Genomic DNA, 26,816 nt, shown 5'->3' with positions numbered 1-26,816 from the left:
ACTTCAGGAGACATGAATGCATAAAGTGTGGAAGCTGCTGCTGTTATCAAGCTGTCTTGCCGTCGGCTTTACGGCCGGCGCGCAGGACGACCAGGCGCCTGGACAGGCGCAGGCCAACAAGGGCTCCGGCGCACGCGCCGAACTGGCCAGGCAGCCGCCCACGCTGCAGAACATCTACGGCCGCCAGCACGTGCTGCTGGACGGCCGCTGGAATTACATCATCGATCCTTACGAGACCGGCTTCTACAACTATCGCCGCCAGCCGTTCGATCAGTCGCCGAGCGGCGCCGGTGGTTTCTATGACGACCGCAAGCCGAAGGACAAGGACGACGCGGTCGAATACGATTTCGACAGCTCGCCGACGCTGGCGGTGCCGGGCGACTGGAATTCGCAGAACGCCAAGCTGGAATTCTACGAAGGCACGCTGTGGATGCGCCAGAAGTTCGTCGCCGCGCCGAAGGCGGGCAAGCGCTACTTCCTGTACTTCGGCGCCGTCAATTACGAGGCGCACGTCTACCTGAACGGCAAGAAGATCGGCAGTCACAAGGGCGGTTTCACGCCGTTCCAGTTCGAGGTGACGGGCAAGCTGCTGAAAGGCCAGAACGCCGTCGTCGTCAAGGCCGACAACACGCGCCACCAGGACGATATCCCGACCGTGAACACCGACTGGTGGAACTACGGCGGCATCACGCGCGACGTGCTGCTGGCCGAAACGCCGGACACCTATATCGAGGACTACCAGATCCAGCTGGCCAAGGGCGACATGGGCCGCATCGAAGGCTATGTGCAGCTGGCCGGCGCCAAGCGTGCGCAGGACGTGAGCATCTCGATTGCGGAACTGGGCATCAAGACCAGCGTGCGCACCGACGCCAATGGCCGCGCCGCCGTCAGCATCGCGCTGCCGAAGAACAAGGTGCGCTACTGGTCGCCGGAAGATCCGAAGCTGTATACGGTGTCCATCGCCGGCGCCACCGACAAGCTGGATGACCGCATCGGCCTGCGCACCATCGAAACGCGTGGCCACGATATTCTGCTGAACGGTAAATCCGTATTCCTGCGCGGTATCTCGCTGCACGACGAAAATCCGCTGATCCCCGGCCGCCTGCGCGGCGAAGGCGATATGCGCATGATGCTGCAATGGGCCAAGGAGATGGACTGCAACTACGTCCGTCTGGCGCACTATCCGCACAGTGAAGAGATGATCAAGCTGGCCGACGAAATGGGCATCCTGGTGTGGGCCGAGGTGCCGGTGTACTGGACCATCTCGTGGGAAAAGCCGGAAGTCTACGCCAACGCGCAGCAGCAGCTGACCGACCTCGTTGTGCGAGACAAGAACCGCGCCAGCGTCATCATCTGGTCCATCGGCAACGAGACGCCGGTCAGCCCGGTGCGCACGGAATTCATGGGCAAGCTGGCCGACACCGTGCGTTCGCTGGACCGCACCCGTTTGGTGGGCGCTGCGCTGGAAGTGCATCGCAGCGGTGACGTGGTGACGGTGGAGGATCCGCTCGCCGAGAAGATCGACCTGGCCAGCTTTAACCAGTACGCCGGCTGGTACTGGTCCAACAACAAGGAGATGCTGAAGTTCTCCTTCAAGGTCAATTACAACAAGCCGGTGATCGTGACCGAGTTCGGCGCCGATGCGCTGGGCGGCTACCACGCCGACAGCGACACCAAGTGGAGCGAGGAATATCAGGACCAGCTGTACAAGAACACCTTCAAGCTGCTTGATGCGATTCCCGGCCTGCGCGGCATGACGCCGTGGGTGCTGGCGGACTTCCGTTCGCCGCGCCGTCCGCATCCTTACTACCAGGACTACTGGAATCGCAAGGGCCTGATCTCGGAGACCGGCAAGAAGAAGCAAGCCTTCTACACGCTGAAGTCCTACTACGAACAAAAACAACAACAGTACAAATGAAGACACCACACATTGCTGCCGCCGTCAGTGCGGCCCTGCTGGCGCTGACCGCCAGTGCGCAGGATGCGCAGATCGACCGCAAGGTCGCGGACCTGATGAAGCAGATGACCGTGACCGAAAAGGTCGGCCAGCTGCACCAGCTGTCCGGCCGCCAGTTCACCGGCCCGACCAGCAGCGAGTACGCGGCCAAGCTGGCCGATATCCGCGCCGGCAAAGTCGGCTCGATGCTGAACGTGATCGGCGTCGCCGACACGCGCGAGATCCAGGCGCTGGCGCTGCAATCGCGCCTGAAGATCCCGCTGCTGTTCAGCCTTGACGTCATCCATGGTTACAAGACCGTGTTCCCGGTGCCGCTGGGCGAAGCCGCTTCGTGGGATATGGACGCGATCGAACTGTCCGCGCACATCGCCGCCAGGGAAGCCGCTGCCGCCGGCATCCACTGGACCTTTGCGCCGATGGTTGACGTGGCGCGCGATCCGCGCTGGGGCCGCGTGATGGAAGGCGCCGGCGAGGATACTTACCTTGGTTCGCAGATCGCCACCGCGCGCGTGCACGGCTTCCAGGGCAGGAAGCTGGGCGCCACGGACTCTGTGATGGCAACCGCCAAGCACTTCGCCGCCTACGGCGCCGCGATTGCGGGCCGCGACTACAACGCGGTCGACATGAGCACGCAGCAGCTGTACGAAGTGTATCTGCCGCCGTTCAAGGCCGCCGCCGATGCCGGCGCCGCGACCTTCATGAATTCCTTCAACACGCTGAACGGCGTGCCGGCCACCGGCAACAGCATGCTTCAGCGTGACATCCTGAAGGGCGCCTGGAAGTACAAGGGCTTTGTGGTCAGCGACTGGGGCTCGGTGCGCGAGATGGTGCCGCACGGGTATGCGGCCGACTTGTCCGACGCCGCCGTGAAAGCCATCAACGCTGGCAGCGACATGGACATGGAAGGTTATGCCTACAGCCAGCATCTGGAAGCCGCCGTCAAAGCCGGCAAGGTGAAGATGGCGACGCTGGACGATGCCGTGCGCCGCGTGCTGACCAAGAAATTTGAACTCGGCCTGTTCGACGATCCTTACCGCTACTCCGACGCCGCGCGCGAGAAAGCGGTGCTGGGCGACGCCTCGCACCGCGCCGCGACGCTGGACGTGGCGCAGAAATCCATCGTGCTGCTGAAGAACGAAGGCAAGCTGCTGCCGCTGTCGCGTGACGCCAAACGCATCGCGGTGATCGGCCCGCTGGCCGACGCGCAGCGCGACCTGGAAGGTGGCTGGGTGGTGCAGGGCGAACGCGCCAAGGTGGTCAGCATCCTCGAAGGCATGCGCGGCCACGCCGGCAAGGCGGAGATCAGCTACGCCCAGGCCTGCGCGCCCGGCTGCGCGTCGGCCGAAGGCTTTGAGGCCGCTGTCGCCACCGCGTCGCAATCGGATGTCATCGTGCTGGCCGTTGGCGAAACCTGGGACATGAGCGGCGAAGCCAAGTCGCGCACCGACATCTCGCTGCCAGGCCAGCAGGAAGCGCTGTTCAAGGCGCTGAAGGCCACCGGCAAGCCGATCGTGGTGGTGATGCTGGCCGGTCGCCCGCTGGTGTTCAACACCATTGCCGAACAGGCGGACGCCATTGTGTATGCATGGTTCCCCGGCAGTGAAGGCGGCAATGCCGTCGCCAACGTGCTGTTCGGCGACTACAACCCGTCCGGCAAGTTGCCGATCACCTTCCCGCGCAGTGTGGGGCAGATTCCGCTGTCCTACGCGCAGTACAGCACCGGGCGTCCGGTTACGGATGAAAAGAACGTGGTCTACAAATCGGCCTACATCGATTCCGTCAACACGCCGCGCTATGCATTCGGCCACGGCTTGAGCTATACCGATTTCAATTACACCGGCCTGAGGTTGAGCAGTCCGGCCATGTCGGGCACGCAGAAGGTGACGCTGTCGTTTGACCTGACCAACAGCGGCAAAGTGGAGGGCACGGAGATTGTGCAGCTTTATCTGCGCGACATGGTGTCGTCCGTGGTGCGGCCGCTGAAGGAGCTGAAGGGCTTCCAGAAGGTGCATCTGAAGCCGGGCGAAACACGCCGCATCAGCTTTACCATCGACCGCGACACGCTGTCCTTCTTCAATAGCCAATTGAAGTGGGGCGCGGAAGCGGGCGAGTTCAAGCTGATGGTCGGCAGCGCGTCCGACGACATCCGCCTGGAAAGCACGCTGACGCTGCGCTAGCGCAGCTTGAGGATGCCGGGCAGTTCGCCGTTCTTCTCCAGCGCATTGATCGCCGCGTCGACTTCCTCGACGGTGATCTTGCTCTTGCGGGAGACGGCGCACTTGGTCTTCACCTCGGAGATCGTCAGGCTGTGATACCCCGGCGGCAGCATGCCGTCGTTGAGGTGCTGGGTGATGACGTTGCGCGGCGTGAGCAGGTAGTCGAAGCGGCCGGCCGTCCATTTTTTCAGCGACAGCGTGCTGGTTGGCGCGTCGTCGCGGATGAAGTCCTTGCCCAGCGCCTTCTCCATTGTCGGATAACGGAAACCCAGCACCGTGCCGATGCGCTTGCCGCGCAATTCTTCCATCGACTCCGGCGCTTTCACGTGCGGTAGCGTCAGCAGCACTTCCACCACGGGGATGAAGGCGCGCGTCCAATCGACGTCACCGGGCGTCCACTCGGGCAGGTAACTGCACAACACATCGCCATCACCGCTTTCCAGCGCCGCCATGATGCGCGTGCGCGGCAGCGACACGAACTGCACCTGGCGGCCCAGCTGGCGCGCCAGCGCGGCGCCCATCTTTTGCTGGAAGGGACTGGGCTTCTGCTGATCGGGGCCGAGCATGGCGTCGATTTTTTCGACGTAGCGCAGCGGCGGCTTTTCAGCCGCGTGCGTGGGCGCCGCGGCCAGCAGCATGACCAACATCATTGGCATGGATTTCATTGGAGGCCTTTCTGCATCTCGGCTACTTCTTCTTGCAGCCAGGCGCGGAAGTGGGTGATCTTGCTCATGCCGCGCTTGTCGCGGGCGACGATGACGCGGTAGCCGCGCTCATATGGCGCGCTTTCGCAATCTACCATCTTCAGCGCGCCGCTGCGCAGATCGTCGCTGGCAATCGCGTGCGACACCAAGGCGATGCCTTGGCCCGCCAGCGCCGACTGCACCATCACCGCGAAATTGGTGAAGCTGCGAGAAAAATTGTAATTCCCCTTCAGTGCATTGTTCTGCCGCAGCAGCGCGATCCAGGTGTCGGTGGTGAATTCGTGCAGCAGCGGATAGCGTTCCAGGTCGGCCAGCGTGATCTCGGTTTCACCGGGCAGCACCAGCGACGGGCTGTAGACCGCGACCAGGCGGTCGTGGAACAGCAGGTCGGGATCGGTGCGGACCACGTCATAGGTACGCAGCGCGATGTCGGTGCTGCCGTCCTCCATGTTGGCGATGGTGTCGCTGGAATCGATGCGGATGTCCAGTTCCGGATGCAGCTTGGTGAACCGGGCGATGCGCGGCACCAGCCATTTGATCGCCAGCGAATGCGTGGTCGACAGCCGCAGGATTTTTTCCTCGTCGCCGCCTTGCAGCGCCGCGACCTTGGTGTTCAGGTCGCCCAGCATGCGGCGCACGGTGGCCGAGAATTCCTGGCCTTTTTCGGTGAGCGAGATGTGGCGCGGGTGGCGCGAGAACAGATCGAAGCCGAGCGCCTCCTCCAGCTGCTTGACCTGCAGGCTGATCGCCGCCGGCGTCTTGTGCAGTTCCTGGGCGGCCAGCTTGAAACTGCCCCAACGCGCCGCGCAATCGAAATCGAGCAGGCCGGACAGCGAGCGCAGCGGTTTGTTCATGGCTAAGATTTTCTTATGCAGGAGACGAAAATAACTCGTTTGATAACACTTTGAGTGCGATGGAAAATATACCCTATAAACCGCTAAAACTCCATGCACAAGTATTTCTTACAGGAGGTTGCCATGTCCCAACCCGCCATACCCGTATCCAAGACCGCCTGCAAGATGCCGCCGCAGGAGCCGCTGACGCCCAAATTTTCGGCGGAATTGATGAAAATGCTGGCGCAGCTGGTGATGATGCGCTGAGTCGTTTCAGTGTGGCGCCGTGGCGCGCTCCAGCTCGCCCAGCCACTGGATCGCATGTTCGCGCGAGTCGCCGCACATGTCTGTGGCCGGTTGCAAGCCGCCGCAGAAGGCCGGCCGTTCCGGGAGGCCGAAGATCAGGCAGCGGTTGTCGTCCGCCAGCTGCACGCAGCGCACACCCGCCGGTTTGCCGTTCGGCATACCGGGGATGGGGCTGGTGATGGAGGGGGCCGTGCAGCAGGCGCCGCAGTTCGGCCGGCACTCCAGGGCGGTCGTATTTTGCATAGGGCCGCTATTTTACGCCGTTTTTCGCGGCGCCTCGATCATCACCACTTCGGTGTCTTCCAGCGCATGCAGCACCACCTGTGTTTCGCCGGTGACCGCAGCGCCGTCGCGCGCCGCCAGTTCCATCTCGTTGAGCTGCAGCCGGCCATCCACCGCCACCAGATAGGCATCGCCGTTCATGGTGTGCGTGACGCGGTCGCCGGCGCGCAGCTTGGCCACCAGCAGGCGGGCGTCGGCCTTCAGCGGCAGCGCGCCGTGTTGCTGGTCGTCGGCGTACCCGCTGGCCAGCACGGTCAGCTTGCCGCTGCGGTCGGCCTGCGGAAAGCGCCGTGTTTGCCATGACGGCGTGCCGCCGGTTTCCCTTGGCTTGAGCCAGATCTGGTACAGCAAGGTCGGCTCGGCTTCATTGTTGTGTTCCGAGTGGACGATACCGTCGCCGGCGCTCATCACCTGCACGTCGCCGGCTACCACGCGGCTCTGGTTATCCAGGCTGTCCGCATGGGTGATGGCGCCGCGCCGCACGTAGGTGATGATTTCGACGTCGCGGTGCGCGTGCATCGGGAAGCCCGAATCCGGCGCGAATTCGTCGTCGTTCCACACGTGCAGCGGACCGACCGGACCATATTCCAGCTTGCCCATGCCGGCGAAGCGGAAGTGCAGCCGGGCCTTGAGCCAGCCGGCGTCGCGGCCGGCCAGCGTTGCGTAGGGACGGAGCGCGATCATGGCTTACACCTGCGCCTGGCCGCCGTCGACAAACAGCTCGGCGCCGTTGACGAAGCTGGCGTCGTCCGATGCCAGGAAGGTGACGGCGCTGGCGATTTCGCTCGCTTCGCCGACGCGGCCCATCGGCACCTGGGTTGCCAGGTAATCCAGCAGGCCTTGCTGCTGGGCGGCGTCCGGGCCGGCCAGGTCCACCAGGCCGGGCGTGCGGACCGGACCGGGAACGATGGTGTTGACGCGCACGCCGCGGTCTTTCAGGTCGAGGATCCAGTTGCGGGCGAAGGAGCGCACGGCGGCTTTGGAGGCGGCGTAGACGCTGAAGGCCGGCGTGCCCATGGTGGCGGCGGTGGAGCCGGTCAGGATCACGGAAGCGCCTTTCGACAGCAGCGGGATGGCTTTCTGCACCGTGAACAGCAGGGCTTTGACGTTGCGGTCGAAAGTGTCGTGATAGTGCTCTTCGGTGATGGCGCCCAGCGGCAGCATGGTGCCGCCGCCGGCGTTGGCGAACAGGACGTCCAGGCGGCCGTGACGCTGCTCGATGGTGGCGTACAGGCGGTCCAGGTCCGCCATGCTGGTCGAGTCGATGCGCAGGCCGGTGGCGCCGTGGCCGATCGCTTCGGCGGCGGCTTGCAGTTCCGCTTCGCGGCGGCCGGTGATGATGACGGTGGCGCCTTCCGCGGCGAAGCGTTGGGCGGTGGCGAAGCCGATGCCAGTGGTGCCGCCGGTAACCAGTGCGATTTTGTTTGCGAGTTTCATGATGTCGTTTCCTTGTCGTGGTTGAGAAGTGCTGCTCGATGTAGACATGGTACGCAGGGATCGGATGTTTTAAAATAGAAGCAATCGCAAACTATCATTGCAAATATGTCGATATCAAAAATTCCAGATTTTGAAGGTCTGGCGATGTTCGCCAAGGTGGCCGAGGAGCGGTCGTTCGCGGCGGCGGCGCGCGCCATGGGCGTGTCGGTGGCGACGGTGTCGCGCGGCGTCAGCCGGTTGGAGGAGCGCCTGGGCGCGCGCCTGCTCAACCGCAGTTCGCGCCAGCTGGCGTTGACCGAGTTCGGCATCACCGTGGCGGAGAGCGCCAGCCGCATGTACCGCGACGCCGAGGCCACCGAAAGCGCGGCGCGCGAGATGTCGGTGCAGCCGCGCGGCCTGATCAAGTTCGCGGCGCCGATGTCGTTTGGCCTGCGCTGGGTGGCGCCGCTGTTGCCGGCGTTTTTCGCGCGCTATCCGGAAGTGTCGGTGGACCTGCACCTGTCCGATGCGTCGGTCGACCTGGTCGGCGAAGGCTTCGACGCCGCGCTGCGGATCGCCGTGCTGCCCGATTCGGCGCTGGTGGCGCGCAAGCTGTGTTCCGTGTCGCAGGTGCTGCTGGCGGCGCCGTCCTACCTGGCGAAGCATGGCGCGCCGGCGCATCCGTCGGAACTCGGCGCGCATGCCTGCCTGGCTTACGCCTACCGCGCGCGCAGCGCGGCCTGGCGCTTCACCAGTGCGGATGGCGAGGAAGTCAGCATCACGCCGAACGGTCCGCTGCGGGTGAACAATGCGGATGCACTGGTGCCGGCGGTGCTGGCCGGCCTGGCGATCTGCGAACTGCCGGAATTCATGGCGGCCGAGTATGTGCGCAGCGGCCAGTTGCAGCCGCTATTGCCGGAGTGGTCGATGGCCACCGGCGGCCTGTATTTCGTGCGGCCGTCGGCGCGCGCCAAGCCGGCCAAGGTGGAGGCGCTGGCTAACTTCCTCGCCGAACACCTGTCGGACCCGGCGTGGCAACTGGCCGGCCGCCGCTAGCGCCATCCATGGCCAGCCAGTCGGCCACCGTTTGCGCCACCCATTCACCGGCGTCCAGCGGCAGGTCGTGGCCGGCGTTCAGGTGCACGGCGTGATCGGCCTGCCAGGCGCTGGCCAGGTTGGCGGAGCAGCGCGGATCGACCAGCTGGTCGCCGGCGCTGCTCAACACCAGCAGCGGCACCTGCGGCCGCACCGGCGGCGCGCGGAAGCGGGCGGCGGACCACAACTGGCGCAGCGCGTTGTTGCGCGTGACCGGGCATTCGCGCTGATAACCCAGCCAGCGCTTCAGCAGACCTTCGCGTTCGGCCGCATCGCCTTCGCGGCTGGTCAGGCGCAGGATCAGGCGTTCCTGGTTTTCCACGCCGCCTTGCCACAGCTGCTTCAGGATCGAGGGATAGTTTTGCCAGCGCAGCCGCTGGTGAAAGCGGCTGTAGGGGCGCATGCTGGTGTTGATCAGCACACAGCGCGCGATCTCCTGCGGATAGCGGCTGGCCCATTCCACCGCCACCATGCCGCCCAGCGACAGCGCCAGCAGCGAGTAGGGCGCCGGCACGCCGCGCGCGCGCAATTCGGCGCGGCAGAATTCCACCGTTTCCGCCACCGTGGTGGCGCTGCGCAGTGCGTGGTGCTGGCCGTTGCCCGGCAGGTCAGGCGTGACGATGACGGCGTCCTTCAGCGCTTCCGACAGCTGGCCAGGAAAGCGTCCCCAGTGCCGCTGCTCGCGCATCAGGCCGCGCAGCAGTACCCAGGTGTTCATGTGTGATACCACTGTGTCAGGGCGCGGCGGTGCTGGACGGTGCGCGCCATGCCTTCCGGTAGCCAGCGGCCGTGGCTGTTGGCGGCGCGCATCAGGAAATCGAACAGCACCAGGTGCCGGCGCAGCACGCGCTGCAAGCGGTGGCGCGCGGTCGGGTTGAACATGGCGATGCGGTCGAAGATCTGGCGCGGATTTTTCTTCACCCACAGCCACGATCCCATCTCCAACGTCAACGGCAGGAACACGCGGTCGCTGTCGCTGGTGCCGTTCAGGTACAGGTAGTCCCACAGGTCGCCATGGGTGCGGTACTGGCGGCTCTGCGGTTCAAAAACGTAGTTGTGATTCGGGTAGCTCTGGCTGAACAGCTGTTCCAGCGCGCCGATGTCGGCCAGGTGCGGAATCGGCGTCGCGGTGTGCGCATGCGGGAACCAGACGCGGTCGCGCAGGCCGAAGCCGGAGTGGCAATCAAGCGCCATGCTGAATTGGCGCGTCAGCAGTTCACGTTCGACGAATTCGCACACGGCCTGGCTTTCCGGTTCCATCGGCGCGCCCTCGGCGCCGCGATACCACGGCAGGTGGTGGCTGAAGCGCTGCCCGCCCAGCATGAACGGCACTTTCTCGATGGCGCTCAACGGCGCGTTGCGCATCAAATCCACGCCTTGCGGATTGCAGCGCGTGGCCTGCCACATGCCGCCCGGATTCACCAGCGGCATGAACACCAGCCGCATCGATTCCAGTTGCTGGTGCAGCGTGCTGTCCCAGCGCAGCCGCGCCAGCAGGCTCTCGAGGAACGACAGCACCACCTGGGTGCCGATGCGTTCCAGTCCGTGGATGCCGCCGAAGAAGCCGAGCGCCGGCACGTCCGGACTCGGATTGCCCAGCGCGATGGTGTAGACAGGAAACTGGCGGCCGTCCATCGCCACCGTGCACGAGGTGCCGACTTCAAGATGCTTCCCGCCTTCGTCGATCAGACGTTTCAGGGTGATCAGTTCGGGCAGGTTCTTCTCAGGCATACGGGACGGCGCAGAAAGATATGACCGACAGTGTAGCCGATATTGTCAGCGTTTCGTCGCCAGTTCCAGCAGTGTTTCGCGGAAGGTGGCGACCAGCGGCCGCAGGTTGACGCGGTGCCACGCCGCCCACAGCGGCGCGCGGTAACCGAACCACGGCAGCTCGCGCAGCACCACCCCCGGCGGCGCCTGGTGGCGCAAGCCTTGCTGCACCAGCGCCACGCCCAGGCCGGCCGCCACCAGGCCGAGCGCGGTGGTCGGCTCGCTGGCTTCCATCTTGATCTGCGGCGTGAAGCCGGCGCGCACGCAGGTGGCGACGAAGTTGTGGTGATGCTCGCCGGTTTCCTGATGGCGGACGGCGATCCATTCCTGGCCGGCCAGGTCGGCCGGCGTCACTTCCTTCAGCGCCGCCAGCGGATGGCCTTCGGGCATGGCCAGGATCATCGGATCGCTGAGCACCTGCATGCTCTCCAGGTCCGGATCGTCGGGCGGCGTCGCATCGCACACCAGCGCGATGTCCAGGCTGCGCTGGCGCAGGCCTTCGAGCTGCTCGGACGAGTGCAGGCTGTAGAGCGCGACGTGGACATTGGGCCGTTCGGCGCGCAGTTCGCGCAGGCCGGCCGGCAGCACGCCGGCGTGCATGGCGTTTTCGATGTAGCCGATGCACAGGCCGCCTTCATCGCCGCGTCCGAGGCGCTTGGCCAGTCCCTCCAGGCGCGAGGCGTGGGTCAGGAAGGCCTGGGTCTCGGCCAGGAAGGTGCGGCCGTCGCGGGTCAGGCGGATGCGCTGCTGGCTGCGCTCGAACAGCGTCAGCCCCAGCTTTTCTTCCAACTGGGCGATCTGCCGGCTCAACGGCGACTGCGAGATGTGCAGCCGTTCGGCCGCGCGGCCCACGTGTTCTTCTTCGGCGACGGTGACAAAGTATTGGAGTTGGCGAATGTCTAACATATCAGACCTTGGTGGACTTAAGTTGTGCAAATTATGTCTTGGACAGTCTTACCTAGTCAATCTAAACTTGCCTCACTTTCTTCATCACTTAAAGGAATCAAGATGAGTATCCGTCAAAAACTGAATGGCAAGCTGGGCTTCGGCACCGCGCCGCTGGGTAATATGTTCCGCAACATTCCGGAGGCCGAAGCGCTGGCCACGGTGGACGCGGCCTGGGAACAGGGCATCCGCCACTTCGACACCGCGCCGCTGTACGGCGCCGGCCTGGCCGAGCTGCGCCTGGGTGAAGCGCTGGCCAAGCGCAAGCGCGAAGACTATGTACTGAGCACCAAGGTCGGCCGCCTGATCCTCGACGAGATCGAAGATCCGGCCAAGCGTGAAATGGGCGAGAAGGGCGGCGTGTTCGAGTTCGGCCGTCCGAACAAAATCGTCAACGACTACAGCGCTGACGCCACGCTGCGCTCGATCGAAGACAGCCTGAAGCGCCTGAAGACCGACCACCTGGACATCGTCTATGTGCACGACGTGGCGCAGGATTTCTACGGCGATGAATGGATCGGCCAATTCGAAATCGCCCGCACCGGCGCCTTCCGCGTGCTGGACCGCTTGCGCAACGAAGGCGTGATCAAGGCCTGGGGGCTGGGCGTAAACCGCGTGGAATCGCTGGAACTGCTGCTGGACCTGAACGAGCCGCAGCCCAACGCCACGCTGCTGGCCGGCCGCTACACGCTGCTGGACCACGAACGCGCGCTGCAACGCGCACTGCCGGCGGCGCTCAAGCGCGGCGTCGACATCGTGGTCGGCGGCCCTTACAGCTCCGGCATTCTGGCCGGCGGCGCACACTTCGAATACCAGAAGGCGCCGGCGGACATCATCGCCAAGGTGGAGCGCATCAAGGCCATCGCGCAGAAGCACGGCGTCAGCGTCAAGGCGGCGGCCTTGCAGTTCTCGCTGGCCCATCCCGCGGTGGCGGCGGTGATTCCTGGCGCCAGCCGTCCGGAACGTATCGCGGAAGATCACGCCGCGCTGAACGAAGTCATTCCGTCGGCGTTCTGGCAGGAGATGCGCGCCCAAAAGCTGGTGGCAGCCGACGCGCCGCTGCCTGGCGATAAGGAGTAAGACATGGCCAGCACCATAGCCAGCATTACGCTTCCTGTGGCTGCGGACCGTGTGTGGCAACTGATCGGCGGCTTCAATGCGCTGCCCGATTGGTTGCCTTACATCCCGCGGAGCGAATTGAGCGAGGGTGGCCGCGTGCGCACCCTGGCCAATCCGGCAGGTGAAGCGATCGTCGAACGGCTGGAACAGTTCAACGACAAGGAACGCTACTACAGCTATTCGATCCTGAAGGCGCCGTTCCCTTCCAGGGACTACCTGGCGACGCTGCGCGTGATACCGCAAGGCGATGCATCTTCGGTGGTCGAGTGGTCCGGCAGCTTTACGCCGGTCGGCGTCAGCGAGGAAGAAATCACGCAGCTGTTCCACGGTATTTACACCGATGGCCTGCAAGCACTCAAGGAGAGTTTATGAGCATCCCAAAACTGGGTATCGGCACCTTCCGCCTGCAAGGCGACGTGGTGATCGATTCGGTGCGTAACGGCCTGGAAGCGGGCTACCGCGTCATCGACACCGCGCAGATCTATGGTAACGAAGCGGAAGTCGGCGCAGCGATTGCCGCCAGCGGCGTGCCGCGTTCGGAGCTGTTCATCACCACCAAGATCTGGATCGCCAACCTGTCGCGCGACAAGCTGATTCCAAGCCTGAAGGAGAGCCTGGCCAAGCTGCGCACCGACTATGTCGATTTGACCTTGATTCACTGGCCATCGCCGGGTGGCGAAGTGCCGGTGGCCGAGTTCATGGCGGCGCTGGCGGAAGCCAGGGCGCAAGGCTTGACGCGCCAGATCGGCGTCTCCAACTTTACGGTGGAGCTGATGCAGCAGGCGATCGATGCGGTGGGCGCGGAAGCGATTGCCACCAACCAGATCGAGCTGCATCCGTATCTGCAAAACCGCAAGGTGGTTGAGTTCGCGCGCGAGCATGGCATCCACATCACGTCCTACATGACGCTGGCCTACGGCAAAGTGCTGGGCGATCCGGTGATCCAGAAAATCGCCGACCGCCACAACGCCACGCCGGCGCAGGTGGCGCTGGCCTGGGCGATCAAGCTGGGTTATGCGGTGATTCCATCGTCGACCAAGCGCGCCAACCTGGATGGCAACCTGAAGGCGCTGGACCTGCGCTTGAGCGACGACGACATGGCGCAGATCGCCGCGCTGGATCGCAACGAGCGCCTGACCAGCCCACAAGGTCTGGCGCCGGCCTGGGACTAAGCTTTAGCCCTGCACACCAGCGCGATCTGCTCCCGCAGCCAGCGCTGGGCCGGATGTGCATCATTACGCCGGTGCCAATGCAGTACGAACGGCACCGGCGTCAATGCGATTTCCCTGGGCAGCGACAGCAGCGCAAGGTCGTCGCGCAGGCCGCTGGTTTTGATCACGCCCGTCATCATGGTCGCCAGCAGGTCGCTGTTGGCAATGATGGAGGGCGCCACATAAAACTGCGGCAGCATGATGGCGACGTCGCGCTTGCGCCCCAGCTTGGCCAGCTGCGTATCGACCAGGCCGACGCCATCGCCCTCCGGCGACACCAGCAGGTGGCGGTACGCCAGGAAGGCGTCCAGCGTCATTTTCTTTTTCGTCAGCGGGTGATTCCTGCGCGCGATGCAGACGAAATTTTCCTCGAACAGCGGCATGGTGGGAATGCGCGGCGTCTTGCTGGCCGGGACGCTGATGGCGGCATCGGCCTCGCCTGCGTCGAGCAGCGTCAGCGCATCTTCCCGCGCCGTGTAGGCCTTGATGCGCAACGTGACGCCCGGCGCCTGCTGCGCCAGCCGCTGCTGCAATGCCGGCAGCACCTTGAAAGCGGGATGTTCCGATAGCGCCAGTGTGAAGCGCATGACCGCGCGCGACGGATCGAATGCCTGCGTGAAGTCCAGCGTGCTGCGGATGCTGGCCAGCGCTTCGCCCAGCGGCCCGGCGAGTTCCACCGCGCGCGGCGTCGGCTGCAAGCCGGTGGCGCTGCGCACGAACAGTTCATCTTTCAGCAGCAGGCGCAGGCGCGACAGGGCCGCGCTCATGGCCGGCTGGGTGCGGCCGATGCGCACGCCCGCACGCGTGACGTTCCGCTCGCACATCAGCGCGTCGAAGGCCACCAGCAGGTTGAGGTCGATTCCATGTAAATCCATGGCATGGATAATACTGCATATCCATTATCGATTGGACGATGGTGTGGCGCGTTGCTAAAGTGGGCAGGTCGCTCACTTAAAGAAAGCTCCATCATGACCATGCAGGACAACGGCCTGACCACGGCCCAGCAGCAAGCCATTGAAAATCTCTACCGCGCCTTCAACGAGCAGAATACCGATCTGCTCGAACTGGCGGTGGTGCAGGACTGGCAGGACATTCCGCTCGGCCCCGGCCAGCAGCCGGGCCGCGAGGGCATGAAGCCGATCATCGCCATGTTTGCCGCCGCCTTCCCGGATGTGAAGATCACGGTGCAGGACATATTTGGCCACAACGGCCGCGCGGCGGTACGCGCGCAGATCACCGGCACGCATCGCGGCGAATTCTTCGGCATTCCCGCCACCGGCAAGCCGATCGCGATCGCCATCCACGAATTCCACGCGCTGACCGAGGACCGCATCACGCATACCTGGCACCTGGAGGACTGGTTCGGCATGCTGCACCAGGTGGACGCCTGGCCGAAGGCCTGATGTTCAGCGCCTGCGCCAGGTCTTACGGCTTGATGATTGCCACCGCGCCGCCGGATGGCGCCAGCTTCAGCGTGATGATCTGCGTGGCCGTCACCTTGCTGTCGCTGGCCGACAGGTGGCTGGCGTCGTCGCCGTCCTGCAGCAGGTGTGCGTGATAAGCGCCCTTGCCGAGGAAGGACAGCGGCACCTTCAGCGTGCGTCCCGATTCGTTGGTCATGGCGCCGATGTACCAGACGTCGCCCTTGCGGCGGGCGGAGACGATGTACTCGCCGATGTCGCCCGCGACGATGCGCGTTTCGTCCCATGACGTCGGCACGGCCTGGATGAATTCCGCGCCGTCGGCCCATTTGCCATCGGCGTTCTTGTAGGCGGCGGGGCTGTCGGACACCATCTGGAACGGGCTGTCGTAGACCACATACATGGCGACGGCCTGGCCGCGCGTGGTCATCACCATCGGCTCGTGGTTGCGCTGCACGAAGGTGGAAGGCGTGGCGTTGTGGAAGCCCCCCGGCGTGTAGTCCATCGGTCCCAGGATCATGCGCGTGAACGGCAGCGTGACGTTGTGGGTGGCGGTGATGCGCGCGCTCCACTTGTTGTTTTCCGCGCCCAGCACGCCCTCCTGCGTGACGTAGTTGGGCCAGGTGCGGTTCAGTCCATTCGGCGGATAGGCGCCGTGCAGGTCCACCATCAGATGGTGCGCGGCGGCCTTGCTCAACACCTTGTGATACCAGTCCACCATCTCCTGGTCGTTGCGGTTCATGAAGTCGACCTTGACGCCCTTGATGCCCCAGTCTTCATACTGCGCGAAGGCGGCGTCCATCTGGCTGTCCAGCTGCTGCCACTGCACCCACAGCCACACGCCCACGCCTTGCGACCTGGCGTAACGGAGCAGGTCCGGCATGTCCATCGCCGGCTTGGCCTTGGTGACGTCGGCCTGTGGATTCGGCTCGACGTCGCTGCCCACCGACCAGCCTTCGTCGATCAGGATGTCGTCCAGCTTCATCTCCTTGGAAAAATCGACGAAGGCTTTGTAGGTGGCGGTGTTGATGCCGGCGTTGGGCACGTTCACGGCCCAGTCGTTCCACCAGTCCCAGGAGGTCTTGGCGGGCTTGATCCAGCTGGTGTCCTGGATCTGCGACGGCGCGGCCAGCGTCGGGATCAGCGACGATGCCGCCAGGTCGCCCGGCGCGTCGCCCAGCATCAGCACGCGCCATGGCGTCTGGAAGCCCTGTCCTTTTAACTGCACGCTGGCGGAGACGGTTTTGCGGAAGCGGTAGTCGCGGCTGTTGTCGAAGCGCGGCGGCAGCGTGACCATCACGCCCAGGCCGGCGTCGCCGCGGCCGGAGAGGTAGAAGCCGGGATAGTCCTTGACGTCCGATTCGGCGATGGCGAAGGTGGTGGCGCCGGCGCCGGTCTTGCACACCAGCGGCGCGATGAAGTTGTGGAAGTTGCGGATCTTCGACGCCCTGGTCAGGTCGTATTCGGCCTCGAAGCTGGTGTCGAAGCGGCCCATGTTGGCGCCCCAGCAGTCGTAGTCTTTGGCGAAGTTGAACTGCGTGGCTTCGTTCATCACCTTGAACGCCGACAGGCCGGCCTGCTCCGGCACCGCGTAGCGGAAGGCCACGCCGTTGTCGTAGGCGCGCACCAGCAGCTGGAACTGCGGCGCCTTGCCGTTGGCGGCGAAGGCGATGTCGGACTGGTTGTAATGATCCGGCGCGCTGCGCGCCTTGCCCAGCACGATCTCGTAGGTGTCCTGGACGCTGGTCTCGGCGTGGCCGCGCAGCCTGGCGCCGGCGGCGAGGGCGCCGATGTCCAGGTTAAGGCCCAGCGGCGATGGCTCGATGATGCGCTTGCCGTCGCGGCTGACGGAGTAGCTGAACTTGTCGCTGTCGACGCTGATCGCGTTGCGGCCGTCGGGCGACTTGACGGTCACGATGTCGGCCCACGCGGGCGCGGCGAAGGCGAGGGCCAGCAGGCTGGCGGCGCGGATATGGTCTGCCATGGGGATTGTCTCCTGTCGTTTTCCCCATTCTGCAATCAGCAGGCCCGTACCGCAATTGCGAAATTCACCAAGCGCTCGACTGTTTATTCATCCGCGCCGCGTTGCATCAGTGCTCCGCCTGTTTTTCCGCCCATGCGGTGAGCGTCAGCAGCCATGAGTCCTGAACCTGCGCGGCCATGGCGGCCAGGCCGGCATTGTCCGGATGGCGTCGATGCAGTGCGGCGATCTGGTTGACGATGTCGCCGGCCGGCCTGCTGCCGCGATAAATGCGCAGATCGATCAGCGCCGCATGCACCGGTCCCGCGTCGGCGCTGTTTTCAAGCTTGCGGACGGCGTGCTCCGCCAGCAGGAGCATGCCGTCAAGCGCGGGACTCGCTTGCACCTCCGCCCAGCAACGGTCGCTCAGGACGCAGCGGTAGGCCAGTTCGGCGCCGGCCACCACTTCCGCCTTGTTGAGTTTGAGGATGCGCTTGCCGGTGATGGCGGGCAGTCCGCCGTGGATGGCATGTCCCATCTGCTGTAGCCCGAAGTCCGGCTCGCCGGGCGGCAGGCGGTAATCCGCAAGCTTCCATTCCAGCAGCGCGCGGCCGACGCCGCCATGGAGCGGATCGCGCTCGGCGGCGATGCGGTTGGCGTTCACGGCCAGCACGCCGCCGCAGGCCAGCAGGCCAAGCGCCATGCCGCACAACAGCGCCAGGCCGATGAATTTGAAGAAGCGCCTGAGCGCCGCATCCAGGGCCAGCGAGGCCGCGCTGGGCGGGCCGGAATAGTTTAGATTCTGCCGGCGATATTCGTCCGCCCGCTGGCTGCTGAGGTAGTCGTCTACCTTGACCTGCGTGGTGTACTGGGTGTCGGTCGACAGGACGCCCGCGCTGAAGCGTTCCGTGAAAGTGTAGTTGGGACTGTATCCATTCAGGGCGTCATAGCCATTATCGTCGCTCATGGAAGCCTCGATTTGTGAGAGGATATTACTTTACCATGCTGAGGAGTATGATTTTGAATCGCCGTCAATGCATTGCGCTGGCCGGAGCGGCTGCCCTGAGCCGTGTGATCCCTGCCGCTTTTGCCGCCGATGTGGGATCGCGCTACGACGCGGCGCTGGCCGGTCATCCGGATTTCGTCGGCACCGTGGCGGTGGGGCTGGGCCCGGAAGTGTGGTACACCAATGCGATCGGCCTGGCCAATCCGCAGACCAATACGCCGATGGGCGTGAATACGCGCTTCGAAACCGGCTCGGTGTCGAAGTGGATCGCCGCCATGGTGGTGATGAAGCTGGTCGACCTGGGCAAGCTGGCGCTGGACCAGCCGATCACGCGCTACCTGCCGGACTACCGCGCCGACACCGGCGCGCGCCTGACGCTGCGCCATCTGATGAGCCATTCGAGCGGCGTGCCGAACGAGATATTGGAGGCGCGCAAGAACCATCCGGAAATGCGCGCCGCGCCGCTGGAGCAGATGGAGGCGGTGCGCCGCTACGCCAGCGGCGTGCTGCGCTTCGAGCCCGGCAGCGACTGGGACTATTCGCATTCCAACTGGCTGATCGTCAAGGCCATCGTCGAACAGGTCAGCGGCCAGTCGTACCGCGAGTGCGTGACGGCGTGGCTGGTGGAGCCGCTCCAGCTGCGCAACAGCGGCATCTTCAGCGGCGAATCGGACAAGGTGCCCGGCATGGCGCTGGGCTACACGCCGTCGGCGCAGACGCCGTCGTGGATGCGCAACGTCAGTCCGGTGCCGGACTACATGGCGATGGCCGGCGGCTTTTACAGCAGCGCGCCGGACATGCTGTTCCTGATGCAGGGCGTGCTGGGCGGCGCCATCCTGACGCCCGAGTCGCGCGCCACGCTGCTGCGCGTGATCCGGCCGGACCAGCACTACGCGCTGGGCGGGCGCACGCAGCGCGCCAGCATCGCCGGCCAGGTGCGCGAGGCGGCCTGGGAAGACGGCTCCAACGGCGGCTTCCGGCTGGTGGCGCGGCGCGTGCTGGCGGAGGACGTCATGGTGGTGGTGTTCAACAACAGCAGCTACGACCATCAGAAACTCGGCCTGCTGGCCGGTTCGCTGATGGAGGCGGCCTATGCCGGCCTGAATCCGATGCGTTACCGGAAAGCGCCAGGCGCCTGAGCAAGCGGATAGGCAGGGAACCGTCAGGCCTGCTGGCTGCGGTTCAGTTCACGCGTCAGCTGCATGAGATTGTTGATGGTGGCGGTCTGCTCCCGAGGCCGGGTCAGCAGGGCGATGCTGGTTTCCAACGGCGTGCCCTCCAAGGCATGATAGGAAACCCCTTTGCCCTGAACTTGCCGCAATGATTCCGGGATGAGCGAGACGCCGAAGCCCGCCGCCACCAGATTGGTGGTCGATGAGAGCTGGGGCGACTCCAAACCCAGGGTTGGTGTAAAGCCCGCTTCCCTGCATGCCTCAAGAATCGTATCGTACAACTCCGGCCCCAGCGACCTCGGCGGCAGCACGAAGTTGTCGGCGGCCAGGGCCGAGAGGGCGATTTTCCGCCGCCGATGCAGTGGATGCGATGCCGGCAAGACGCCCAATATCTCTTCCTTGGCCAGTTGCGTCATATGCAGATCATGGCAGGCCAAAGGCAGGCGCACGATGGCCGCATCGATCTGCCCATCCAGCAGCTTGTCCATCAACGCGACGCTGTTGCTTTCCTCGCAGCGCATGACGACATCCGGATAACGGGCCCGATAGCATTGCAATAATTCAGGCACCCGTGGATGGAATACGGTGGAGGCGGCAAAACCCAGCGCCAGGCGTCCGACCACGCCGCGCGCGGCTTGCTTGACTTCGTTCAGTGCCAGTTCCGCCTCGCCGAGGATGCGGCGGGCGCGCTCGCGGAACAACAGGCCGGCCGCCGTCAGCTCAACGCGGCGCGGATGGCGGATGAACAGGCGCGTGCCGACCTCGCGCTCCAGTTTGAGTATCTGCTGGCTCAACGGCGGTTGTGCCATGCCCAGGTGTGCGGCGGCCTCGGTGAATTGCAGATAATCGGCCACCGCCAGAAAGTAGCGCAGCTGTCGGAATTCCATATGATTCTCGTCTGAAAATTGCCGGTGACTCGTGTTGGATGTATGGATAGCGAATGATAACCTAACAGCATTCGAAACTTCCCTCCTTCAAAATCATGAAACAGATACGCGTCCCCGGGCTGATCGACGTGATCAAGCTGGACAACCCTCACGACATCCTCCAACTGACTTCGAGCGACATGGTCGATCGCCAATTCCAGCCTGGCGGCCCGCTGCTGAATCGCCTGATGCTGGGCGGCATACTCCGCACCTTGTCCTGGCGTGGCCAGCGCTTTCCAACCATGCGGGCGCGCGCGGCCGACAGCCGTGCCACGGCACAGGATCAACTGTGGCAACGATTGAATGCCCAGGCGCCGCAATTGCGTGGCGGGCCCGAGCGCCTGGAACCGTTGGCGAACTGGTTGCGTGGCAAGAACGAGGGTGTCCATGTCGGCCAATTGCTGCAGCAGGTGATTGGCGACGCGGTTGTGCCGGGATACGTCGCCAGCCCTGAAAGCTGGGCCGCGGCCATGACCATGGCCATGGCGCTGGCTCCCGGCAACACGCTGACCAAGCTGCGCTGGATGCTCAGCGGCCGGGTGCGGCGCGCCAAGACCTTGCTGGCCCATCTGGCCAATAACGACACGTCGGCCATGCATGCCACCGGCGTCGCGATCCACAACATCGTCAAGGGCATGCAGCAGATGCGCGCCATCTATCAGTCTGAACCGGCGACCGATGCGGCGACAGCGGCCCGCCGTTGCCTGTTTGCGCCGGCCGCCGTGCTGCGCCAGGCGGCCAGCGAGGGCAGCATCAGCGGCTGTCCCTTCTCGCGCCGAACGCTGCTGGTACTGGAACTGGAAAAGGCCCGGCAGGCGGCAAACGATGAGGCGATGGTATTTTTGGCGCAAACGTGGAGCCGCTGTCCTGCCGACGGCTGGGTGCCGGCCCTGTTTGAAGGCGTATGGAAACGCGCTTCGCCTCCGCATTGAGCTGTTAATCTGGGGCAGATACCGCAGCTTGCTTGACTGCTAGTCACCTTGCGCTTATATTAATGACTTACAAGTAAGTTACGCTCAACATACCGATGCAAGCCCCTCAAGATACCAAGCCACGCTGGGAGCGGCGCAAGGATGCGCGGCCGCAGGAGTTGCTGGCGGCGGCGCTGGAGCAGTTCGTCGAACGCGGCTATGCCGCCACCCGCCTGGAGGACGTGGCCAGGCGCGCCGGCGTCTCCAAGGGCACCCTATACCTGTATTTCGCCAATAAGGAAGAACTGTTCAAGGCCGTGGTGCGCGACAACATCGTCGCCACCATCGGCGAGGCCGAACAGGACGCCGCCACCTTCGACGGCCCCAGCGGCGAGCTGCTCGGCGCGCTGCTGATGAAGTGGTGGGAGGAGATCTGCGCCACGCCGCTGGGCGGCATCACCAAGCTGATGCTCGCGGAAGGCAACAACTTCCCCGAACTTGCGCAGTTTTACAACGATGAAGTGGTGGCGCGCGGCAGCAGCCTGTTTACCCGCGTGCTGACGCGCGGCATCGAACGCGGCGAATTCCGCCCGGTCGATCCGGTCGTCATGACCCAGGTGCTGATCGCCCCGGTGATCATGCTGATGATGTGGACCCACTCGTTCATGCCCACCTGCGACATGCCGCAGATCCCGCCGCAGGAGTTCATGGACGTGTTTATCGCCACCACCTTGCGCGGCCTGAAGGCCGATACGCCGTGAAGCGCAGCGCCATTTTTCCATCCAGCTTGCCATTTTGGTAGGTTCACCCCCCGGAAATTGCATCCTGTCGCAATTTCCCGCGATTCGGCCGTCTAATCGTTAATATGTGCCTCGATGCCAGTTCAACGATAAAATGACGGATTATTTAATCCCGACATGAGTCATAAGATGAATATCGAACAAGCCCGCTTCAACATGATCGAACAGCAAATCCGTCCTTGGGACGTTCTGGACCCCGAAGTCCTGGAGCTGCTGCACGTAGTCAAACGCGAGAATTTCGTGCCAGCCGCGCACAAAGCGCTGGCGTTTGCCGACATCGAAATCCCGCTGCCGGGCGGCGAGGCGATGCTGGCGCCGAAGATCGAAGCCCGTCTGCTGCAGGACCTGGGCCTGAAGAAGCATGAATCGGTGCTGGAAATCGGCACCGGCGCCGGCTACCTGACCGCGCTGCTGGCGCACAAGGCGCGTCACGTGACGACGGTGGAAGTGTCGCCGGAACTGAAGGCCCTGGCCGACAAGAACCTGGCCGACAACGGCGTCACCAACGTCACCGCCGAACTGGGCAATGGCGCCCAGGGCTGGACCAGCGGCGCGCCGTTCGACGTGATCGTGGTGGGCGGTTCGCTGCCGGTGCTGCCGGAGGAACTGTTGCAACAACTGAAAGTGGGCGGCCGTCTGGCGGTCATCATCGGCCAGGCGCCGGCGATGAAAGCGCAGCTGATCACCCGTACCGGCGAAGCCGGCTACGACACCCGCACGCTGTTCGAAACCAACGTCAAGGCGCTGGCATCGGCAGTCGAGCCGTCGAAGTTCCAGTTCTAAGGCGGCGCCATGCAGCAGATCACCGCGCAGGCGCTGGCCGACTGGCTGGCGGACGAAGCACGGCCCAGCCCGGTTTTGCTGGACGTGCGCGAGAACTGGGAGTTTGAAACCTGCCGCATCGACGGCTCGGTGCAGATTCCCATGAATACCATACCGGCGCGCATCGACGACCTGGATGAGGACGCGGAAATCGTCTGCATCTGTCACCACGGTGCGCGCAGTATGCAGGTGGCCGCCTTCCTGGAGCGCAACGGCTTCGGCAAGATGGTCAACCTGACCGGCGGCATCCACGCCTGGGCGCTGCAAGTCGATAGCACGATGGCCAAGTATTAAGCGGGCCCGCGCTGTCGGCGGCGCGGGGCCGAGGTAGCAGTGTTTTTGATTTGTTTAACTTTTTTGATGACTCCAACGGAGATTGCAATGCAGAGACCCCTTATCGCCGTGCTGATCGCCAGCGCCTTCCTGACGCTCAACGCACAGGCGGCCGACCTGATCCAGGTGTACCAGCAAGCACTGGCCAATGACGCGACTTACGCCAGCGCCCGCTCGTCGCTGGCCGCCGGTCAGGAACGCATCACCCAGGGCCGCGCGGGTCTGCTGCCGAACATCAGCGCCAGCGGGACGAATCTGCGCAACAACGGTGAGTTCATCCCCTTCAACGAAGGCGTGCTGGACGTGGTCAACGGCCAACTGGTGCTGCCGAAGCGCTCGGACGTGGACAACCACACCAACACCTACACCGTCTCGCTGAGCCAGCCGCTGTTCAACTGGAGCCTGTGGCAGAGCTACCAGCAGAGCAAGCTGGCCCAGGCCGTGGCCGAAGCCACCTTCGCCCAGGCCCGCCAGGACCTGATCACCCGCGTGGCGCAAGCCTATTTCGACGTGCTGACGGCGCAGGACAACCTGACCTCGACCCAGGCGCAGAAAGTGGCGACCACCGAGCAGCTGGCTTCCGCCAAGCGCAACTTTGAAGTGGGCACCCAGACCATCACCGATACCCACGAGGCGCAGGCCGCCTACGATCTGGTGGTGGCGCAGGAGTTTGCCGCCATCAACGATCTGGACAACAAGCGCACCGCGCTGCAAGTCATCGTCGGCAAGGCGCCCGGCGAGCTGGCGCCGCTGCGCACCGGCGTGACCATCGATCCGCCGTCGCCGGCCGTGGTCGATCCGTGGGTCGGCTCGGCGGAAGACCAGAACTTTGCCGTGATCTCGGCGCAGCTGCAGCTGGAAATCGCCAAGCGTGAAATCGCCCGCAACCGCGGCAACCACATGCCGACCCTGAACCTGACGGCGGCGGCCCAGCACACCAACCAGACCGCTTACGGCGCCAACAACAACAAGGCGATCGGCGTCACCTGGACGGTGCCGATCTTCAGCGGTTTCGCCGTCACCAGCCAGGTGCGCGAATCGATCGCGCTGGAAGACAAGGCCCGCAACGATCTGGAGGCCACCAAGCGCAACGCCTCGCAGACCGCGCGCCAGGCCTTCCTCGGCATGACCAGCGGCCTGGCCCAGGTCAAGGCGCTGGAAGCGGCCGAAGTGTCGAGCAAATCGTCGCTCGATTCCAACAAGCTGGGCTACCAGGTCGGCGTGCGTATCAATATCGACGTGCTGAATGCCCAGAAGCTGCTGTACTCGACCCAGAAGGACCTGTCGAAAGCGCGTTACGACACCATCATGAACGGCCTGCGCCTGAAATCGGCGGCCGGCACGCTCAAGGAAGAGGATCTGGCGCCGGTCAACGCGCTGTTGGCACACTAATGCAAACGCCGGCGGATGCCGGCGTTTTTTTTGCCCTGATTATTAGTGAAAACTGCATAGTCATAGCAAGTTTCAAGGATTTATTCCATTCGTATGTGGGCGGATACTACGGTCATCCCCATCACATACCGAAGGAGCAAGACCATGAAACAAGTCGCCATCATTACTGGTGCATCCCGCGGCATCGGCGCCGCCATCGCGCAACGCCTGGCCCGGGATGGCTTCGCGGTCGTCGTCAACTACGCCGGCAATGTCGTTGAAGCCGACAAGGTGGTCGGCGCCATCACCGCCGCCGGTGGCGCCGCCATCGCGCTGCAGGCCGACGTGGCCGACTCCACCGCCGTGCGCGGCCTGTTCGACCAGACCATCGCCCAGCTGGGCCGCGTGGACGTGCTGGTGAATAACGCCGGCATCATGCCGTCCAACCTGCCGCAGCTGTCGGCCACCGACGACGACACCTTCGACCGCCTGGTCGCGGTCAACCTCAAGGGCAGCTTCAACACCATGCGCGAGGCGTCGACGCGGCTGGAGCACGGCGGCCGCATCATCAACTTCTCGTCCAGCCTGGTCGGCACGCTGATGCCGGGCTACGCGGCCTATGTCGCCACCAAGGCCGGCGTGGAAGGCATGACCATGATCCTGGCCAGGGAGCTGCGCGGCAAGAACATCACGGTCAACGCCGTCGCGCCGGGCCCGACCGCCACCGCGCTGTTCCTCGATGGCAAAACGCCGGAGCTGATCGAGCGCCTGGCCAAGATGCCGCCGCTGGAGCGCCTGGGCACGCCGGAAGACATCGCCAACGCCGTGTCCTTCCTGGCCGGCCCGGACGGCGGCTGGATCAACGGCCAGACGCTGCGCGCCAACGGCGGCATGGTCTGAGGAGAACGGTCATGAGCAAATCGATTGTTCTGGTCACCGGCGCCGGCACCGGTATCGGCCACCTGTCGGTCAAGGCGCTGGCGCTGGCCGGCCACACGGTGTACGCCTCGATGCGTGACATCGGCGGCCGCAACGCCGCCAGGGTGCGCGAGCTGCGCGACTGGGCCTTTGCCAACGGCGCCGACGTGCGGGCGGTGGAGCTGGATGTGCTGTCGCAGGAATCCGCCAACGCGGCGGTGGAAACCATCGTGGCCGAACGCGGCCGGCTGGATGTGGTGGTGCATAACGCCGGCCACCTGGTGATCGGTCCGACCGAGGCCTTCACGCCGGAGGAAATCAGCAAGGTGTTCGACACCAATTTCCTCGGCACGCAACGGGTCAACAAGGCGGTGCTGCCGGTGATGCGCCGGCAGCAGCAGGGGCTGGTGCTGTGGGTCAGCAGCAGCACCACGCGCGGCGGCTTCCCGCCGTTCCTCGGCCCGTATGCGGCGGCCAAGGCGGCCATGGATTCGATCGCGGTGACGATGGCCTACGAGCTGGCGCGCTTCAATATCGAAACCTCGATCGTGGTGCCGGGCGCGTTCACGGCAGGCACCGACCACTTCGCCAACGCCGGCCACCCGGCCGACGCCGCGACCAGCGCCGCCTATGACGCCCGCTACGAGGGGTTGATGGATCAGGTCGGCGCGCGACTGACCGAACTGATGCCGCCGGATGCCGATCCGGCGGCGGTGGCGGCCGACATCGCCTACATCGTCGGCCTGCCGCACGGCACGCGGCCGTTCCGCTCGATCACCGACTTTGTCGATGACGGCGCCACGGCGGTGACCGCAGTGGCCGAGCGGGTGCGCGAGGAGTTTGCCGAACGCATCGGCATCGCCGACCTGCTCAAGCCCAGCCTGGTTTAAAGGCCGCCGCCCTGGCCGTCGAAGCTGCGTTCGATCAGTTCGATCTTGTAGCCGTCCGGGTCGGTCACGAAGGCGATCACCGTGGTGCCGCCCTTGACCGGGCCCGGCTCGCGGGTCACCGTGCCGCCGTTGGCTTTCACGGCAGCGGCGGCGCTGTAGATGTCTTCCGCCGAAATGGCGATGTGGCCGTAGGCGGTGCCCATGTCGTAGCTGGTGGTGCCGTAGTTGTAGGTCAGCTCCAGCTCGGCGTGGTCAGGATTCGAGCCGTAGCCGAGGAAGGCCAGCGAGTACTGGTACTCCGGGTTGTCGCTGGTGCGCAGCAGCTTCATGCCCAGAACCTTGGTGTAGAAATCGATGGAACGCTGCAGGTCGCCGACCCGCAGCATGGTGTGCAAAATGCGCATGGTAAATCCTTGTAGATGAAAGCCAAAC

General features: G+C 64.5%; 29 protein-coding genes. 16 read left to right on the top strand and 13 right to left on the bottom strand.

Annotated elements, in window-relative coordinates; genetic code table 11:
* The first annotated feature begins 16 nt into the window (after positions 1 to 16).
* Both GJ695_RS12645 and GJ695_RS12640 read left to right on the top strand, forming a co-directional pair.
* A complete protein-coding gene (locus tag GJ695_RS12645) occupies positions 17 to 1,918 on the top strand; it encodes a glycoside hydrolase family 2 protein (protein ID WP_154365206.1) in 1,902 nt (633 codons plus the stop codon).
* Positions 1,915 to 4,134 (top strand): glycoside hydrolase family 3 N-terminal domain-containing protein, encoded by a 2,220-nt coding sequence (locus tag GJ695_RS12640; RefSeq protein WP_154365205.1) that lies wholly within the window; start codon positions 1,915 to 1,917, stop codon positions 4,132 to 4,134. The genes GJ695_RS12645 and GJ695_RS12640 overlap by 4 nt, the downstream gene beginning before the upstream one ends.
* Here GJ695_RS12640 and GJ695_RS12635 read toward each other — a convergent pair.
* Together GJ695_RS12635 and GJ695_RS12630 are read right to left on the bottom strand one after the other, a co-directional pair.
* Positions 4,131 to 4,829, bottom strand: a complete 699-nt coding sequence (locus tag GJ695_RS12635; RefSeq protein ID WP_166455121.1) for a substrate-binding periplasmic protein — start codon at positions 4,827 to 4,829, stop codon at positions 4,131 to 4,133. The two genes, GJ695_RS12640 and GJ695_RS12635, sit on opposite strands and share 4 nt — an antisense overlap.
* Before the next feature lie 5 nt (positions 4,830 to 4,834).
* On the bottom strand, positions 4,835 to 5,731 hold the full coding sequence (locus tag GJ695_RS12630) for a LysR substrate-binding domain-containing protein (protein ID WP_154365200.1): 897 nt from the start codon (positions 5,729 to 5,731) through the stop codon (positions 4,835 to 4,837).
* Between the two features lie 123 nt (positions 5,732 to 5,854).
* Between GJ695_RS12630 and GJ695_RS30390 the strand changes: the two genes are divergently transcribed.
* The gene (locus GJ695_RS30390) at positions 5,855 to 5,977 is read left to right on the top strand and encodes a hypothetical protein (protein WP_267874264.1); all 123 of its coding nucleotides are present in this window, start codon (positions 5,855 to 5,857) and stop codon (positions 5,975 to 5,977) included.
* 6 nt (positions 5,978 to 5,983) lie between these two features.
* Here GJ695_RS30390 and GJ695_RS12625 read toward each other — a convergent pair whose 3' ends face one another.
* Genes GJ695_RS12625 through GJ695_RS12615 form a run of 3 tightly spaced genes read right to left on the bottom strand, consistent with a single transcriptional unit; the run spans position 5,984 to position 7,735 of the window.
* On the bottom strand, positions 5,984 to 6,259 hold the full coding sequence (locus GJ695_RS12625; RefSeq protein ID WP_154365199.1) for a YkgJ family cysteine cluster protein: 276 nt from the start codon (positions 6,257 to 6,259) through the stop codon (positions 5,984 to 5,986).
* A gap of 12 nt (positions 6,260 to 6,271) precedes the next feature.
* A complete protein-coding gene (locus GJ695_RS12620) occupies positions 6,272 to 6,982 on the bottom strand; it encodes a pirin family protein (RefSeq protein ID WP_154365197.1) in 711 nt (236 codons plus the stop codon).
* A gap of 3 nt (positions 6,983 to 6,985) precedes the next feature.
* Complete coding sequence (locus GJ695_RS12615; protein WP_154365195.1) at positions 6,986 to 7,735, bottom strand: SDR family oxidoreductase; 750 nt, start codon at positions 7,733 to 7,735, stop codon at positions 6,986 to 6,988.
* 111 nt (positions 7,736 to 7,846) lie between these two features.
* On the opposite strand from GJ695_RS12615, the gene GJ695_RS12610 reads away from it, so the two are divergent.
* Positions 7,847 to 8,770 (top strand): LysR family transcriptional regulator, encoded by a 924-nt coding sequence (locus GJ695_RS12610; RefSeq protein ID WP_166455134.1) that lies wholly within the window; start codon positions 7,847 to 7,849, stop codon positions 8,768 to 8,770.
* Here GJ695_RS12610 and GJ695_RS12605 read toward each other — a convergent pair.
* The 3 genes from GJ695_RS12605 to GJ695_RS12595 are packed head-to-tail and all read right to left on the bottom strand — an operon-like array spanning position 8,712 to position 11,485.
* The gene (locus GJ695_RS12605; protein ID WP_154365191.1) at positions 8,712 to 9,527 is read right to left on the bottom strand and encodes an alpha/beta fold hydrolase; all 816 of its coding nucleotides are present in this window, start codon (positions 9,525 to 9,527) and stop codon (positions 8,712 to 8,714) included. The genes GJ695_RS12610 and GJ695_RS12605 overlap by 59 nt on opposite strands.
* On the bottom strand, positions 9,524 to 10,540 hold the full coding sequence (locus tag GJ695_RS12600) for a M14 family zinc carboxypeptidase (protein WP_154365189.1): 1,017 nt from the start codon (positions 10,538 to 10,540) through the stop codon (positions 9,524 to 9,526). The genes GJ695_RS12605 and GJ695_RS12600 overlap by 4 nt, the downstream gene beginning before the upstream one ends.
* A 45-nt stretch (positions 10,541 to 10,585) precedes the next feature.
* Positions 10,586 to 11,485 carry a LysR family transcriptional regulator gene (locus GJ695_RS12595; RefSeq protein WP_154365187.1) on the bottom strand — a complete coding sequence of 300 codons (900 nt, stop codon included), beginning with the start codon at positions 11,483 to 11,485 and terminating at the stop codon, positions 10,586 to 10,588.
* Between the two features lie 102 nt (positions 11,486 to 11,587).
* On the opposite strand from GJ695_RS12595, the gene GJ695_RS12590 reads away from it, so the two are divergent.
* Genes GJ695_RS12590 through dkgB form a run of 3 tightly spaced genes read left to right on the top strand, consistent with a single transcriptional unit; the run spans position 11,588 to position 13,815 of the window.
* On the top strand, positions 11,588 to 12,604 hold the full coding sequence (locus GJ695_RS12590; protein ID WP_154365185.1) for an aldo/keto reductase: 1,017 nt from the start codon (positions 11,588 to 11,590) through the stop codon (positions 12,602 to 12,604).
* A 3-nt stretch (positions 12,605 to 12,607) separates the two neighbouring features.
* Entirely contained in the window at positions 12,608 to 13,015 is a 408-nt protein-coding gene (locus GJ695_RS12585) for an SRPBCC family protein (RefSeq protein WP_154365183.1), read from the top strand.
* The gene (gene dkgB, locus GJ695_RS12580) at positions 13,012 to 13,815 is read left to right on the top strand and encodes a 2,5-didehydrogluconate reductase DkgB (protein WP_154365181.1); all 804 of its coding nucleotides are present in this window, start codon (positions 13,012 to 13,014) and stop codon (positions 13,813 to 13,815) included. Before GJ695_RS12585 ends, dkgB begins: the two co-directional genes overlap by 4 nt.
* Here the strand turns inward: dkgB and GJ695_RS12575 are convergent.
* A complete protein-coding gene (locus GJ695_RS12575; protein WP_154365179.1) occupies positions 13,812 to 14,729 on the bottom strand; it encodes a LysR family transcriptional regulator in 918 nt (305 codons plus the stop codon). The genes dkgB and GJ695_RS12575 overlap by 4 nt on opposite strands.
* A 93-nt stretch (positions 14,730 to 14,822) precedes the next feature.
* Here GJ695_RS12575 and GJ695_RS12570 point away from each other — a divergent pair, with 93 nt between their 5' ends.
* Positions 14,823 to 15,257 carry an ester cyclase gene (locus GJ695_RS12570; RefSeq protein ID WP_154365177.1) on the top strand — a complete coding sequence of 145 codons (435 nt, stop codon included), beginning with the start codon at positions 14,823 to 14,825 and terminating at the stop codon, positions 15,255 to 15,257.
* Positions 15,258 to 15,279: 22 nt separating this feature from the next.
* On the opposite strand, the gene GJ695_RS12565 is transcribed toward GJ695_RS12570, so the two are convergent.
* Positions 15,280 to 17,259, bottom strand: coding sequence for a glycoside hydrolase family 97 protein (locus tag GJ695_RS12565; RefSeq protein WP_154365175.1), 1,980 nt, complete (start codon positions 17,257 to 17,259; stop codon positions 15,280 to 15,282).
* A gap of 106 nt (positions 17,260 to 17,365) precedes the next feature.
* Positions 17,366 to 18,202 carry a hypothetical protein gene (locus tag GJ695_RS12560; protein ID WP_154365173.1) on the bottom strand — a complete coding sequence of 279 codons (837 nt, stop codon included), beginning with the start codon at positions 18,200 to 18,202 and terminating at the stop codon, positions 17,366 to 17,368.
* Positions 18,203 to 18,255: 53 nt separating this feature from the next.
* Between GJ695_RS12560 and GJ695_RS12555 the strand changes: the two genes are divergently transcribed.
* Complete coding sequence (locus GJ695_RS12555; protein ID WP_208023388.1) at positions 18,256 to 19,380, top strand: serine hydrolase domain-containing protein; 1,125 nt, start codon at positions 18,256 to 18,258, stop codon at positions 19,378 to 19,380.
* 23 nt (positions 19,381 to 19,403) lie between these two features.
* On the opposite strand, the gene GJ695_RS12550 is transcribed toward GJ695_RS12555, so the two are convergent.
* Positions 19,404 to 20,300, bottom strand: coding sequence for a LysR family transcriptional regulator (locus GJ695_RS12550; protein ID WP_154365170.1), 897 nt, complete (start codon positions 20,298 to 20,300; stop codon positions 19,404 to 19,406).
* A 95-nt stretch (positions 20,301 to 20,395) separates the two neighbouring features.
* On the opposite strand from GJ695_RS12550, the gene GJ695_RS12545 reads away from it, so the two are divergent.
* From GJ695_RS12545 to GJ695_RS12515, 7 genes are all read left to right on the top strand, one after another.
* Positions 20,396 to 21,271, top strand: coding sequence for a hypothetical protein (locus tag GJ695_RS12545; protein ID WP_154365169.1), 876 nt, complete (start codon positions 20,396 to 20,398; stop codon positions 21,269 to 21,271).
* Positions 21,272 to 21,366: 95 nt separating this feature from the next.
* Positions 21,367 to 22,011, top strand: a complete 645-nt coding sequence (locus tag GJ695_RS12540) for a TetR/AcrR family transcriptional regulator (protein WP_154365167.1) — start codon at positions 21,367 to 21,369, stop codon at positions 22,009 to 22,011.
* 168 nt (positions 22,012 to 22,179) lie between these two features.
* Entirely contained in the window at positions 22,180 to 22,833 is a 654-nt protein-coding gene (locus tag GJ695_RS12535; protein WP_154365165.1) for a protein-L-isoaspartate O-methyltransferase family protein, read from the top strand.
* 9 nt (positions 22,834 to 22,842) lie between these two features.
* The gene (locus GJ695_RS12530) at positions 22,843 to 23,166 is read left to right on the top strand and encodes a rhodanese-like domain-containing protein (RefSeq protein WP_154365163.1); all 324 of its coding nucleotides are present in this window, start codon (positions 22,843 to 22,845) and stop codon (positions 23,164 to 23,166) included.
* 87 nt (positions 23,167 to 23,253) lie between these two features.
* Entirely contained in the window at positions 23,254 to 24,597 is a 1,344-nt protein-coding gene (locus GJ695_RS12525; RefSeq protein ID WP_154365161.1) for a TolC family outer membrane protein, read from the top strand.
* A gap of 144 nt (positions 24,598 to 24,741) precedes the next feature.
* Positions 24,742 to 25,476, top strand: a complete 735-nt coding sequence (locus GJ695_RS12520) for an SDR family oxidoreductase (RefSeq protein ID WP_154365159.1) — start codon at positions 24,742 to 24,744, stop codon at positions 25,474 to 25,476.
* 11 nt (positions 25,477 to 25,487) lie between these two features.
* Positions 25,488 to 26,384 (top strand): SDR family oxidoreductase, encoded by an 897-nt coding sequence (locus GJ695_RS12515; protein ID WP_154365157.1) that lies wholly within the window; start codon positions 25,488 to 25,490, stop codon positions 26,382 to 26,384.
* Here the strand turns inward: GJ695_RS12515 and gloA are convergent.
* Entirely contained in the window at positions 26,381 to 26,788 is a 408-nt protein-coding gene (gloA, locus tag GJ695_RS12510) for a lactoylglutathione lyase (RefSeq protein ID WP_154359362.1), read from the bottom strand. The genes GJ695_RS12515 and gloA overlap by 4 nt on opposite strands.
* Between the last annotated feature and the right edge of the window lie 28 nt (positions 26,789 to 26,816).

Source organism: Duganella alba (genome assembly GCF_009674495.1).
GTDB classification, from domain to species: domain Bacteria; phylum Pseudomonadota; class Gammaproteobacteria; order Burkholderiales; family Burkholderiaceae_D; genus Rugamonas; species Rugamonas alba.
Note: the sequence above shows the minus strand (reverse complement) of the source record. Positions and strands in the feature narration are given on the sequence as shown.